Origin of the sequence: Rhodonellum psychrophilum GCM71 = DSM 17998, assembly GCF_000381545.1 — a bacterium.
Taxonomy (GTDB): Bacteria; Bacteroidota; Bacteroidia; order Cytophagales; family Cyclobacteriaceae; genus Rhodonellum; species Rhodonellum psychrophilum.
Map to the genome: position 1 here is coordinate 76,638 of NZ_KB906677.1, position 14,894 is coordinate 91,531.

The 14,894-nt window shown below is 43.2% G+C and carries 9 protein-coding genes; 3 read left to right on the top strand and 6 right to left on the bottom strand.

Features of this window, described 5'->3' with window-relative positions:
* Positions 1-326: 326 nt before the first annotated feature.
* Together F824_RS0109575 and F824_RS0109580 are read right to left on the bottom strand one after the other, a co-directional pair.
* Positions 327-794 carry a hypothetical protein gene (locus tag F824_RS0109575; RefSeq protein WP_139189770.1) on the bottom strand — a complete coding sequence of 156 codons (468 nt, stop codon included), beginning with the start codon at positions 792-794 and terminating at the stop codon, positions 327-329.
* A 13-nt stretch (positions 795-807) separates the two neighbouring features.
* Complete coding sequence (locus tag F824_RS0109580) at positions 808-1,113, bottom strand: hypothetical protein (RefSeq protein ID WP_019597664.1); 306 nt, start codon at positions 1,111-1,113, stop codon at positions 808-810.
* Positions 1,114-1,135: 22 nt separating this feature from the next.
* On the opposite strand from F824_RS0109580, the gene F824_RS25730 reads away from it, so the two are divergent.
* From F824_RS25730 to F824_RS0109600, 3 genes are all read left to right on the top strand, one after another.
* Positions 1,136-2,608, top strand: coding sequence for a CHRD domain-containing protein (locus F824_RS25730; protein WP_019597665.1), 1,473 nt, complete (start codon positions 1,136-1,138; stop codon positions 2,606-2,608).
* 297 nt (positions 2,609-2,905) lie between these two features.
* Entirely contained in the window at positions 2,906-3,565 is a 660-nt protein-coding gene (locus tag F824_RS0109590) for a hypothetical protein (protein WP_019597666.1), read from the top strand.
* A gap of 484 nt (positions 3,566-4,049) precedes the next feature.
* The gene (locus tag F824_RS0109600; RefSeq protein WP_019597668.1) at positions 4,050-5,468 is read left to right on the top strand and encodes a Gfo/Idh/MocA family protein; all 1,419 of its coding nucleotides are present in this window, start codon (positions 4,050-4,052) and stop codon (positions 5,466-5,468) included.
* 106 nt (positions 5,469-5,574) lie between these two features.
* On the opposite strand, the gene F824_RS0109605 is transcribed toward F824_RS0109600, so the two are convergent.
* The 4 genes from F824_RS0109605 to F824_RS0109620 form a co-directional block, all read right to left on the bottom strand.
* Complete coding sequence (locus F824_RS0109605) at positions 5,575-6,624, bottom strand: NAD(P)-dependent alcohol dehydrogenase (RefSeq protein ID WP_019597669.1); 1,050 nt, start codon at positions 6,622-6,624, stop codon at positions 5,575-5,577.
* 337 nt (positions 6,625-6,961) lie between these two features.
* Positions 6,962-7,990: a UDP-glucose 4-epimerase GalE gene (gene galE / locus F824_RS0109610; protein ID WP_033405281.1), complete on the bottom strand. Its 1,029-nt coding sequence runs from the start codon at positions 7,988-7,990 to the stop codon at positions 6,962-6,964.
* 101 nt (positions 7,991-8,091) lie between these two features.
* Positions 8,092-11,232 carry a PKD domain-containing protein gene (locus F824_RS0109615; protein WP_031327002.1) on the bottom strand — a complete coding sequence of 1,047 codons (3,141 nt, stop codon included), beginning with the start codon at positions 11,230-11,232 and terminating at the stop codon, positions 8,092-8,094.
* Between the two features lie 136 nt (positions 11,233-11,368).
* The gene (locus F824_RS0109620) at positions 11,369-14,491 is read right to left on the bottom strand and encodes a PKD domain-containing protein (protein ID WP_019597672.1); all 3,123 of its coding nucleotides are present in this window, start codon (positions 14,489-14,491) and stop codon (positions 11,369-11,371) included.
* Positions 14,492-14,894 lie beyond the last annotated feature (403 nt).

The following is a 14,894-nucleotide window of genomic DNA, read 5'->3' on the forward strand; positions in this document are numbered from 1 at the left end:
GCCTCCTCCCGTTCTTACGGGACAGGCTGTCCATTCCGCAAAAGTCCTTGAGAAATCAAGGACTTTCTGCTTTTGTACACATTTTCAAATTGTCGAAAAACTATCAGTCAATCATACATAGGGGACTAAGACACGGAAGATGTCGAAAGTTTATAAAATAAAATCCAAAGAATAGGGCCTCGATCCTGAAAGTGTCTCAAAGTATTGTAGAGTTGTTTTGATTCAGGTAATTACATTGTATTTATCAAGATTGAACATTCCATTTCCTAAGACATACAAAAGATAAAAAGAATAAAGGCTCCCCGTAATGGAAGCCTTTATACTTACTAAGGGAGAAATTGTTGGTCTCCGTCACCATAGTCAAAGTCATCATCCGGATCATCCAATGCAGAATTAGATTTTTTAAAAGTAATTGAACCTCCTCTTCCAAAAGGTCTAATTTGTAAGATATCTTCATCCTTGCTTAGGATTTCGTAACATTGGATGTCTTGAGAATCATTAATATTTATTATTTTTAAATATTCAAAAAGTGGGCCTTCATCTACAATCTGGCCACATTGAGGACTTGTTTTTTCAAAGGAAAAAGAATAAGTGTTGATCAATTTTCCATTATAAAAACTATAAATTTTATCATCGTTCTTAAATTCCCAAATCCATTTTAAATCATCAGTGGAAATCCAGATTCCATTCAAATCTTGATTTGCCATCTGAGTTACAATTAATCGAAATCCAACTAAAGATATTAATGATATTAATATCAACATTGCTGTTCTAAATTTTAAAGACTTTTTCATATTATATTTTTTTTTATAAGCATTTAATGAATTCTAATGTTTTATAGAATAGACTTGTGCGGTGTTCAAGACCGTTTACTCCGCCATTAATTTTCAAGGTTACATCTTCCACATTAGTCTTATTATCTATTTTAACTGAATTTAAAACCTTATTTTGAAAAAACCACAATGCACTGAGTGTTGCAATTTCAGTATTTGTACTTAATAATTCTGGGTTTATAAGTAAATCGATATTTGAATTGTAATTTTTCTTATAAAACTGGTTGAATTCGGCATAATTAGATGACACTCCAACAATTGATCCTGAGGCAATTTTCACTGGACAAACGAAAAGTTATGATTTGGACCCTGTTGGAAATTCGGGCATCAGCGGAACAGCTTTATTGGAAGAAACCTCCACAGGAAATACCAAGTTGACCATTACGTTGGAAGGAACGCCTGATGGCGGTCAACATCCTGCACACATTCATTTTAATTCTGCGGCTGTTGGTGGCGGAATCGCCGTTTCCCTTACGCCAGTCAACGGAACCACAGGTGTAAGTGAAACCAACATTACTCAAGAAGATGATGGTACGGCCATTAGATTCAGTGATTTGCTTGCTTACGATGGATATATCAATGTGCACCTCAGCGCCAATGACCTTGCCACTGTGGTTGCCCAAGGCGATATCGGATCCAATGAATTGACTGGTGTTTCCAAAACCTATGACTTGAACGAAGCTGCTGTTGCAGGAATCTCGGGTGAAATAACTTTTCAGGAAAGGATAAATGGCTTTGCCTTGGCAACCATTACACTGGCCGGCACTCCTGATGGAGGAATACATCCTGCACACATTCATGCAAATTCTGCTGCTACAGGTGGAGGTATTGAATTCACTTTCAATCCCGTGAATGGAACAACAGGCATGAGCAAAACAGATTCACGTGCAGGAATGATGAATGGAGAAGATGGATTTACTTATGCTGAAATATTGGAAATAGATGGCTATGTCAATGTACACTTAAGTGCAGATAATCTTGGTACTATAGTAGCCCAAGGCGACATTGGATCCAATGAATTGACAGGTGTTTCTAAAACTTATGCCTTGAACAAAGTGGCTATAGATGGTATCTCTGGCGAAATTAAATTTGAGCAAAGGGTAAATGGTTTTGCCCTGGCAACGATCACTTTGACTGGTACTCCTGATGGAGGGATGCATCCTGCACATATTCATGCAAACGCTGCCGCCATCGGTGGAGGAATTGAATTTACCTTCAATCCAGTGAATGGAACAACAGGAATAAGCAGAACAGATACAAAAGCGGGAATGATGGATGGCGAAACAGGTTATTCTTATGCTGAAATCTTGGACGTAGATGGTTACGTGAACGTGCACTTAAGCGCTGATAATTTAGGAACAATCGTCGCCCAAGGTGATATCGGGTCCAATGAATTGACAGGTGAGTCAAAAACCTATCCCTTGAATGAAAGTGCAGTTGCTGGAATCTCAGGAGAAATTACTTTCCAAAAGCGAATCAATGGTTTTGCTCTGGCAACCATTACCCTTTCAGGAACTCCTGATGGAGGGATGCATCCAGCCCATATCCATCAGAATAGTGCTGCTGTAGGTGGTGGAATTCTCTTTACCTTCAAGCCTGTCAATGGAACTACTGGCATGAGCGTAAGTGATACCAGATCAGGAATGATGGACAATGAAGCAAGCTATACCTATGCACAAATCTTAACAGTTGATGGCTATGTCAATGTTCATTTGAGTGCGGCAAACCTAGCCACAATCGTGGCCCAAGGAAATATCGGATCGAATTTTCAATAATTAGAAAGCTCTATTTCCAAATAGAGCTAAAATAAATACTGCTATTCTTAGGGAAATCTTTGAAAGCATAATACACTCTCAGACTGCCTTCCAAAACAGTCTGAGAGTTTTTTTTTTGATCACCTTGTATAGGATCATTGAATAATTGGTTATTTGATAAGCAGTATTTGGATTAAGATTTTAAACCTTTGTTTTAACTTCCTACTTCAAATATTTTTATAGTTTAAATATTGACAATAAAATCCAAAATCAATAAGTTAGGATTTTCTTAAATACGCATTCCAAAATACGATTCCTTTGAAAAATGAATTCTTCAGTCCCTTCTCAATTTTGTTCCTTGCCCTATTTTTGGTGCTCATAAGTTGTCAGGAAAAGACACCACTAGAAGACAATCAATCCTACAGTCTCTTTGCAGGGGAAGATGGAGGGGAAATAATCATCGACAAATTTACCCGTGGGGATACTCCTGTTTGGTTGGGGGCAATGGATGATATCAGACGGTTGGAATTATTGTTGAAGGATCTCGACAGTGTTTCCCATACCCGCATTGGCTACTTTGGGGAACCGATATTGGATAAAACCACGGAAGAGCTTTTAGCCTTTTTTGAGCTGAAACCCGAAGCTTCGAATAACAGGTATCAATTCCTGGAAAGCGAAAATCTGAGGTTAATCACAAGAGAAAATCGGGTCATGGGCATGGTGTTTAAGCAACCTGAAAAAGTCACCATTGACGGAGTATTCTTATCGAACCTGGATATATTGGCTTTTAAGAAAGCTTATCCGAAATCATACGCGATGCGGAACTACCACGGAGATGAGTATAGGATTAATTTTTCCGACAGTGTTCCGGAAGTCTATGATTTCGCCATCCTGAAAATTTCCAAAATGGATAAAAAGTTACAATTGCGATGGGTTGATGGTGAAATCATCGATGCAAAACTGGTTTGGTACGACTGATCCGGACACCTCACTTTCCGTTGTATTCCATAAAAAGGTTTCTCCCCCACTCTTCCCTTTCCAAATTCCCTTTGATTTTCAATCTCCCCAAATTTGGGCACCGCTTCACTTTTCCGAATGAAAAGATTAAACCCGTTTTATGCATCATCAATTCTATTCCGGCCTAGAATCACCTAAAAATCAGTCAGTTGTTTATTGTTTTTTACTTCATCTGATTAGATGACACATTATTCACCAAACAGTCTGATTTTCTTTCCGTTACAATGCCATTCGTTAGCCTAATCCATATTTCGGGTTAAACGAAACTCTTTTCCCTGGTAAACATTCAAAGCCAACTTGGAAATGAACTTTGATTCATTTTTGACAACATTGGTCTTTGCATCAGCGATAAACCTTTGATAACATTTTTTTCAAGATCCATTTTATTTATTTTTAGATTAAGGCTCCAAAGCTGGTAGATATCAGCAATTAACCCAAAACAACCATGAAAAAAGTAGCTGCTCCAGGGAAGGATATTTCAAGAAGGGATTTTGTAAAAGGGGCCGCACTCTCCGCGGCAGGATTTATGATCGTCCCGAGGCATGTTTTGGGAGGTAAAGATTTTACTGCTCCCAGTGACCAAGTGAGTTTGGGCATCATCGGGGCAGGTGGCAAAGGGCGGCAAAATGTTGAAGATTTCATGGTCTTGCCCAATGTCCGCATCACAGCCCTTTCAGATCCTTCCAATTATTGGAATCTGGCGGATTTTTATTATAAATCAGAAGCCGGGCGAGGTCCGGTAATCGAGCTATTGGAAGACCATTATGCGCAGCAAAATATCACTACCAAAATAGGTGAATACACTGATTTCAGGGAAATGATGGAGAAGGAAAAAGGTCTAGATGGCATCATTTGCTCCACTCCTGACCATACCCACGCTTACATTTCCTTGATGGCGCTGAAAGCTGGCAAACATGTGTACTGCGAAAAACCCCTGACCCACAACATCTGGGAAGCCCGAGAAGTGGCCAAAGTCGCAAAAGAAAGTGGTCTTGCCACCCAAATGGGCAATCCTGGCCACAGCACCGATGGGATTCGGGAAACGGTGGAGTATCTCCGGGCAGGCGTGATCGGAAAAGTCACCGAAGCCTATGCCTGGGTTCCTGCCGGCAGATGGCTATCGGGATTGCAAGGACTTCCACAAGGCAAAACCACTTTGCCGGTGGGTTTTGATTGGGACCAATGGATCGGGCCAAGGGAAAAAGTGGACTTCCACAAAGATTATGTTCCTGTCACCTGGAGGGATTTTTGGGCCTACGGCTGTGGCGCTTTGGGTGATTTTGGCTGCCATGATTTGGATGCTGCCACCTGGGCATTCAACTTGAAAGCGCCTGAATCTGTCCAGATCTTTCCTGCGGGATTTAGCAACTCCGAAATTGCACCTTATGGCGAGATCGGTTATTATCATTTTGCGGAGAAGGGTGACCAGAAAGCGCTGAAGCTGACTTGGTATTCCGGTGGATTGACTCCAGACCTCCACCCTATGTTACCCAGAGGCTACACCTATCCGAGAAGAGGCTCCATGTTTGTGGGAGAAAAGGGCGTGATTATCAACGATGGTGGCAACCGGACCCCTCAGGTATTCCCCGAAAATGTCAGGAACAATATCAAAGCACCCAAACAAACTCTTGAAAGGTCAAAAGGTCATTACAGCGATTGGATTGAAGCCATCAAAACCGGAAAACCTGCCAGCTCTAATTTTGAATATGGGGCAAGATTGACGGAGTTGACCTTGTTGGGTGTACTTTCCCTAAGGTTGGGAGGAAAAAAGATTGAATGGGATTATGAAAACATGAAGGCAAAAGAAATGCCCGAAGCGGATCAATATATCCGGGAAAGCGTTCGTCCTGGTTGGGAAATGTAGGACATTGAAACAAAAAAATCCGTGCAGATCAAGATTCCCCAGTGCCAGTATTGGCTTGATGGAAAGATTTGGGTCTGCACGGACTAGCTTTTTTCTGGTTGTTTTTTTACTTGCTCAGCGAAGCCATATCGATGACAAATCGGTAATGCACGTCACCTGCAATGGTCCGCTCATAGGCCTCATTGATTTGGTCGATGTTGATGACTTCCACATCTGAAACAATGTTGTGTTCGGCACAGAAGTCCAGCATTTCCTGGGTTTCCTTGATACCGCCCACCAAAGAACCGACAAGACTTTTTCTTCCTCCGATCAAAGCGCCTGCATGGATGGTTTCCGGCATTGGGGGAACACCCAAAAGCACCATCACCCCATCGGTTTTCAATAGGGAAAGATATTCCATGTAATTGTGTTGTCCCGAAACGGTATCGATGATATGGCTGAAACTATTCGCCATTTTCTTAAGGTTTGCTGGGTCGGTGGTCAGTTCAAAATGATGGGCACCCAATCTTTCGGCATCCTTGGCTTTTCCTGCTGATCTGCTCAGCATCGTCACTTCTGCTCCCATGGCAGCGGCGATTTTGACAGCCATATGGCCCAATCCACCCAAACCTACTACAGCTATCTTATCTCCTTTTTGAACATTCCAATGTCTCAAAGGAGAGTAGGTCGTGATCCCTGCACAAAGCAGGGGCGCAACGGCTTCCAAAGGCAGCTTGTCAGAAACCTTCAAGACAAACTTCTCGGTTACCACGATATGTGTGGAATATCCACCGTAGGTGATGGTTTTTTTGTCCTGCAAAAGGGAATTGTAAGTTTGGGAATGTCCGTTTTCACAGTATTGTTCCAAATCCTCCTCACAATTGTTGCAATGCCCGCAAGAATCCACAAAACAGCCCACGCCAACAGTATCACCGATTTTGTGGTTCGTAACCTCAGCACCAATTCTGGTGACTTTCCCGACGATTTCGTGGCCGGGGACGATTGGGTACATGGTTCCTCCCCATTCGTTTCGGGCAACGTGAATGTCAGAGTGACAAACACCGCAATACAAAATCTCAATTTCAACGTCCTTTAGTCCTGGCTCTCTTCTTTCCAGTTGAAAAGGTGCCAAAGGTTGGTCTGCTTTCTGGGCAGCGTATGCTTTTACTTGTGTCATTTATGTTTTTTTTTATGTATGGATGGACTAAGCCAAAATTTTTGAATCAAACGAAAATACCGCTCTACCGTAATGTACAATCCAGGAAAATCGGCTGATCCTATAAAAATTTAGTTTCAAATGAAAATCATTCGAATGGAAATGAAAATAAAATTTCTTTTCCTCTTGTCGAAAGGAATAACCACAGAACCAGTTTTAAAGTGCCAAAATCAGGAATGATTTTTATGATTCAGGATTGGAAAAAAAAATCATTTTGAACCCAAATCTATTTCCCAGTGCAAAAAAATAGCCCTGATTTCTCAGGGCTATCGCTATTGGTGGTTATAAACTTGTTCGATTATTTCAACACGCGGGATTCTTCCAGCTTCTGCTGCCATTTCCAGGAATCCCTCAGAGAATCCTCTAGGCTGTATTGGGCTTTCCATCCAAGCTTGCTGTTAATTTTATCTGTATTTGCCCAGGTTTTTTCAACATCTCCTGGCCTTCTTGGGCCCACTTGGTAATTCAGCGGCATGCCTGAAACTTTTTCAAAAGCATGAATTACTTCCAAAACGGTATTGCCGTTTCCAGTGCCTACATTGAAGAGGTCAAAAAAATCGAGTTCCTGTTGGGCAAGATACTCAAGTGCTTTCACATGGGCATCTGCCAGATCCATGACATGGATGTAATCTCGCACACAGGTACCGTCTACGGTGTCGTAATCATTTCCATAAAGCGTCAGTTTCTCCCTGATCCCAACAGCCGTCTGGGTGATAAAGGGAACCAAGTTCGCCGGTACACCGAGCGGCAATTCTCCAATGGCTGCACTGGGATGTGCACCAATCGGATTGAAATAACGCAAAGCAATCGCTCTTGCGCCAGGCTTGCTCTTGATATAATCACGGAGAATGTCCTCCCCTATTTTTTTTGTGTTCCCGTAAGGGCTTTCGGCATCTTTTCTTGGGGTGCTTTCCAAAACTGGAAGCACATCCGGCTGGCCATAAACGGTGCAGGAAGAGGAAAAAACGAGATTCTTGACCTCAAATTTTTCCATGGTTTCCAAAAGGACGAGCAAAGAACCAATGTTGTTGGCATAATACTTCAGTGGTTTTTGGGTGCTTTCTCCAACGGCCTTGAAGGCTGCAAAGTGAATGACGCCCAAAAAATCATTTTCTGCAAAAACCTGCTCGAGAAAGGTCTTGTCATTGCAATTTCCTTCGTAACATTGGATATCCCGACCTAGAATATCCCTCAACCCAACAAGCATTGATTTTTCGGAGTTTGAAAAATCATCCAATATGACAGGTTCAAAACCTGAATTGACCATTGCAATTGCTGTATGGGATCCAATGTATCCGGCACCACCGGTAATGAGTATTTTTTTCATCGCCATCAAAGGGGTTAAACATTAAGTATTTCAAAAGTAAACCAATTCTTAAACAATCCATTCAATTCTTTGGGTAATTGCATATCAGCCAAAGAATTTCCTTAATTATTGATCAAGGTAAAGACTCCCCTGATTTGTCGGTTTTGGATTTCGTTTTCCAGGGTGAAGGAATACTCAGTCAGGTAAGTATAGGTTCCGGTTGGCACCACATTCCCTTTGACTTTTCCATCCCAACCCTGCGTTCCCACATAGATCAATTCTCCCCATTTATTGAAGACCATCAATTGGAAACTGATATCACAATTGCTCACGCCTTGGAACAATCCGTCCAGTGGATTGAAGCCAGTCGGCATTCTCACCTGTGGGGCAGTCTCCCGCATTTCCCCATAAACTATCTGGCTGCATCCTCTTGCGTCAGTGATGTTCAGTCCATAATTCCCACTGGAAATACCCGTAAGAGAAATCCCGGAAGTCCCGTCATGGAGCCAAGAAAGCGTGTAGGGCCCCACACCTCCCTGAGGGGTGGCCAATAGATTTCCATTGGAAAATCCCGGGCAGGGAAACCTCGCCACCTCAAATTCGGCGGACAAGGGAGGTGGTGAGGCAATACTGAAACTGATGGGGAATTCGCAATTGAGTTGGTCAAAAACACTTAAACTATATTCTCCTACGATAAGATTAAATACTTGAATTTCATTACTTAATGATATTGCATCTGTAGTATTGATTGTATAGGGAGGCAGCCCACCTATAATCTTAATCGTTGCCGTACCATCCGCAGAGATGAAGCAAGTTGCGGGCGTGGTTTGGATTTCCCCGAACAGTTCCATTTCAGAGGATTCCTGTATGGAGAGTGATTCAAAGATCACCTCGCATCCTCCCGCATCCGATACTTTGAGCTGATAAATCCCTGCAGGCAACTGATCGGCAAGGGGTGCATTCAAGGTCGAATCATGTGACCATTCGTACGTATAAATCCCTGAACCTCCCTTTGCCTCCACCTCAATTTTTCCCGTGCCGGAACCAAAGCAAATAAAATCGGTGATTTCTTTGACCGTGGCTTCCATGGGCGGATTGACTTTGACCACCAGTTTTTTGGATACCCCTCCACAGGAAGGATTCAGTTCGCTAAATTCCTCATACCAAATCAGGCCCTCTGTCCCGACGCCCGACCACTGGATTTCTACTTCCGGTTCAGTCCCACCGGACAGGAGGATTCCTCCCTCCACAAACCATTTGTATTTCCTGTCGTTGACCAAATCTTTGACTTGGTAGGAATATTTTTCATTCTTCAAAAAACAAATCTGATCGGGCCCTTTTGCCAATCCGGGCACGATGCTTTCGTTGACAAAAACCTCAAACAAAACAGGTACTCCCCTGCAACCCTCCTGGGTAATGGGAATGGCCCTGACTTTTGCATCTGGATTGGCATTTCCCCATAGGATGCGCACCGAAAAATCCGTTGCCTCGGTGATTTCTCCGCCTTCGACCTCCCAATCCACCCGAGCTGTATTTTCAGGGTTCTCGAAAACATAAAGTGATTCATCGATCAAGGGACAAACGTTTTCGGGCCCTTCTATTTCTCCGCTTGTTTCGACCACATTGACCTCAAAAAAAGCTTCTTCGATTTGATTGCAGGATCTGTCTCCAGACAAGGCAACTATTTTGACTTGATAGGTTCCTGCATTCTCGAATTTGTGGTTGACTGTTTTTCCTTCCTGCATCGGCGTTCCATCCCCAAAGGTCCATTCGAATATTTCAAACAATGGGTTTTGGGGAATTGCGGTCCAGCTCCCTGTTTCGCCCAAACAGGCCACTTTATCACCTTCCACCTCAAAATCGTATTCGACTTCGGTTTCAAAATTGAGATTGTTCAAACTTGCTCCGGCAGCATAGGCATAGGATTCGATAAAGCCCGAGCCGTAGACATATCCGATGAGACCTTCCGGATTGGATAAGGTGTGGCTACCAGAAGAGATTTCCACCTGTGCAAAGGCGTATTCTGGATTTCCGGGAACAGGTAAGAATTGTCCTCCTATAGGGGATCCATCCAAGAGCGTATTGGCAGCACCGGAGGTTTTGGTGATGACATTGACATAGTGGTTGACAATTCCGACTACGGAAACGGCTGAAAAAACAACCCTCTTGATCAATTGGGGATTGGGACTGTAAGTGACCATGGAAGGATCTCCAAGACTGGCCAAAGGTCCATTCTGGATATTGCAGCCCTGACTTTTGGCAAAGGCTGTAACAGCTGTAGGTTTGGAAGTGGTAATATTTGCGAATTCATCCTGGCCAAAAACGAAGGAGACGAATTTCCCAGCATTCAAGGTACTTTTCAAATCCCCATTGACAAAAACCTGGGTGTTGTTTTCAGAAGCCAATACCTTGATCATTTCGCCGGAAGTCCTTCCCTTGAAAGGAATATGGATGTATTCTTTTCCCCAAGCAAAAGTTGGGTAAATCTGTTGAAACAAATGATCCCCTGTCGTCCCTTCGCAATCCGTCCCGATACTGGTCATTTTATTCCCCCCAAAAACCACTATGTTTTTGCAATTCTCAGCATCAGACCCTACCACGCTAACCCTTGAACCGGTGAGGTCCCTTGTTCCTTTGATCTGATAACTTTGCCCTTTGTTCAGGGTTACATTGATGGGTGCTCCCGCGGGGATCGTATTCACTGTGGGAGAAGCTGGGACGATCACGATATCCGTATTGTCCTCGATGGCAATGACCAAAAGCGTGCTTTCAAAATTGACATTTCCGCCTCCCAAAACACCAGGCGCAAAATCTTCCTGGTGCGCGGTCACCCAATAATCCTTTCCCAAGGAAGCCAAGGGTAAAATAATGGTGCCGTCTGCTGATCGATCCCGAAAATTGAAGGCGTGGACAGCGATATTCCCGGAGGACCCAATATAAACACCTTTATTTTCGACCAGACCTGATGTGCGGTGAATGATGTCCAAACCATCCACAGGGAATTTATACACAAACTGCTCTCCTGCGGCCAGTGAAAATTCTATGGTAGCATTGGTATATTGAATGACTCCGGCGGCATCCTCATTTGCGGAAATGACAATGGAGGCTAGGTCAGGTCTATTGGGTTCGATCCGGTTATTTTCCATAAAACCCAAATAGAACTCCCTGCCAACGGTGGAAATCTGCGCATGGGCGACATTGAAATAAGAAAGCCCCAGCAGCATCCAACAGACCAACAAAACAACTTTCCCCAATCGACGCATACAAAAATTTGGCTTTTCTAGCAGACCCTCTAATTTATCGATTTATTTTCAAACCTTTCCAATTTTGACTTAAGACACATAAAAAACTAAAATTCAGATTATTGACCAATGAGAATAGGCTTATAAAATGATTTTTTTATCGGAGGAGACTGAAAAGGCCTTTGGTTTCTTTCTTGGTCTGTTCGCCATTGAGGTTGTATTCATATTGAATGATATAAATATAAGTTCCCAAAGGAGCTTCTTGGTCTTGGACGGTCCCGTCCCAGCCCTTGGATCCCAGGTAAATAAGTTCGCCCCAACGATTGTAAATCGATAATTGATAGGACAATAAACAATTGGAAACCCCTTCATACAACCCTTCCTCTGGTCGGAAACCGGTGGGCATTCTCATTTTTGGTTCTTCCTCCAACATTTCTCCGGTACCGATGCTGATACAGCCTCGACTGTCTTGAACGTTTACCACATACGCGCCTTTCTGAACGCCGGTCAACACCATGTTTTGAGAACCATCATGGTCCCAGAGATAAGCAAAGGGACCAAAATCACCGGTTGGCTCCACGATCAGTTCCCCATTGGCTTCGCCGGGACAACTGAATTTCTGTATCCTGACGTCTGCAGTGAGCGGTACCGGGGAGTCAATGGTAAAAGAAATCGGCAATTGACAGCCATTGACATCTGTGACTATTCCTGAAAATTCCCTTCCTTCCAAATTCAAAAAAGAAATCTCCGGTCCATTGATGTTGGCGCCAGGGATATCGAGCGCATATGGTGGCAATCCTCCCTGGATTTGGATCACCGCTTCTCCATCGGAGCGTCCAAAACATGAAACGCCCTGTGTAGAAATGCTGATCACTTCCAAAACATCCGGCTGTGTGATCAGAATATTGTCCAATATGAATTGACAACCAAAATCATCCGTAACGGTTACGGAATAGGTTCCTACAAGCAAATTATCCACTTCAGAAATATTCAAGGAAGCCGCATGGCTCCATGAGTAGGTATATGGGCCAACACCCCCAAGCACTTCCACAGCGATGCGGCCATTGTTTCCGGCAAAGCAGCGCACATCTGTTTGATTAAATGTTGCGGTTAATTCCGCGCTGATTTGCACTGCCAATTTGGGTGATTCACCTGCGCAGAAATCATCGGAAACACTTCTCTCGATATAGGCTACCTGACCAATTGTACCAGGGATATTCCACCTTATTTCCACGGTGGGGGACTCGCCACCAGAAACGATTTCCCCGCCTTCAACCAACCATTCAAATCTTCTCCCTGCAAAAGGATTCGGCACGGAATATTGGGAAGTAACGGTTGGATCGAAACAAACCTTAACTTTTCCTTCTGGCGCTTTCGGTTCGAGGAGGGGATTGATATTGATCCCCAAGGTGACTGAAGTGCCTGGACAACCTTGGGCAGTAAACGGTGTCGCCATCAGCGATGCATCGGGATTGGTATCTCCCCAGAGTACCGTTACAGACAAACCATCTTCCTTGACAATTACACCGCCCACTACGCTCCAATCGATAGTGGTAAATTCAACCTCCGACACAAAATCATAAGTAGTTTCCTCCACATTGGGACAAACTGCCAGCATTCCCTCAATCACACCCGTGATTTCTAGCACTTCTACCTCAAATACCACTTCTTCCTGCAAATCACAGGAAACTTGGCTGATGGCAGCCTTAATTTTCACCTCATACGTTCCCGGTTTTGTAAAAGTATGGTTCACTTCCTTGCCGATTTTGGATGCTGTGCCATCCCCAAAATCCCAGATGAAATAGGTGAAAATCGGGTTTTCCGGATTGATTTCCCAAAGGGCATTGGCATTTAAGCAAGCCACTTTTTCCCCTTGCACATCAAACTCGTATTCTGGTTCCACTTGAAAATTCAAGTTGTCCAAAGTGGCTCCGACTGCAAAACCATAAGATTCCAAAAATCCAAAACCATAGACGTAAGCAATAAAACCTTCTGGATTAGAAAGCTTATGGACACCTTGCTGAATATTGATTCTTGCATAGGAGAAATCAGGGGATTGGGGCAAAGGCAAAAATTGATTGCCAATATCTGCTCCATCTAATCGGGTACCGCCAACAGTCGCCGTACTGGTGACCACATTGACATAATGGTTGGTGATGGAAGGGAGTTGAAGTGCATTGAAGGTAATGTCCTTCAGCAATTGCTGGTTGGGGCTATAGGTAATCATAAAGGGATCTCCATTGACCCAATCCGCCAAATTAATGTCATTGCATTCTTGGCTTTTTGCAAAAACAGTAACAGAGGAGGGCTTGTTGGTTTGGATGCTGGCCAATTGATCCTGATCAAAATCAAAAGTCTGGAATTCTCCTGCATCGATCGTCCCCACCAGGTTTCCATCCAAGGTGATGGTTGTACCAGGTTCAGAAGCCAACACTTTGACCAATTCCCCAGAGGTTCGTCCCAATAGAGGAATATGGAAAAAATCTGTCCCCCAGGTATTCGTTGGATAGGCCTGCTGAAAAAGATGATCATTTGCCCCCCCACAATCTCCAACACTTGTCCATTTGTTTCCGCCAAAAACCGCAATGTTTTTACAGTCAGCAGCATCGTCCCCGACAACCCTCACCCTTGTTCCCGTCAAGTCCGCCCGAGCTTTCAACTGGTAGGTTTGACCCATGTTCAGATTTATGAAGAATGGATTATTGGGTGCATTGCCATTCAGGGTAAAGACCGAAGGGGTGATCTCAATGCGCGTATTGTTTTCCACTGCTACCACCAAGAGCGTACTTTCATTATTGATGTTGGGATTGAACTGAACTGGAACATTCATGGTCTCAAAGTGAGAAGTAACATAATAGTCTTTTCCCAGGGTGCCCAATGGGAGGATGACTGTACCGTCTGCACTTCTGTATCGCTCATTGAATGCATAAACCGAAACATTTCCCGTCGAAGAAATATAAATACTTTTGTTCTCTACCACGCCTGAGCTGCGGTGCAACATGTCGGTATCATCCATATTCAGCACAAATTGCTGACCTTGGTTCAATGAAAAATTGACTGAATTGCCGGCATACACAATCGAACCCGTGGTGGTTTCACTTGCAGTAACGATGACCACACCCCTATCCCGTGCATCTGGCAAAACGGCATTGTTTTCCATGAAACCGAACCAAAATTCTTTGCCAACGGTCGTCAGCTGTGCGTGCGTCTGATGGGCTCCCAAAAAAAAGATCAGGGAAAAAAGAAAAATTGTCCTAACTTTTTTGAGGAGCTCAATCATAATTTGTTCTTTTCGAAAATATCGTTCAATATAATTATCTATTTTAAAAACATCGTTGTGAGGAGTGCAAAAATCTATTGAATTTAAAGCTGGTACTTTTTAGGGTCGACGTTTGTTCTAATCTTCTCAATAGAAACCACCTAACAATTTCATGAAAGGTGAATTTTGATTTTTATAAGTAAAGATTGCTTAAGGTTGTTCTGATTCAAATTTTTTAATAGAAAGGTACCGATCAGCCTGCTCCCTTGGTTTTTTTCCCATCAGTAATTAAGGATAAACCCTTCTCTTATAAATCCAGTCCGTTTTCATCATCAGGAAGAAAGCAATATTGATTTCAAAATGCATTTTGGTTTCAAAAAAACGATTAACTTTTATCTTCCAAAAAATATTCTCATTCCTGTTC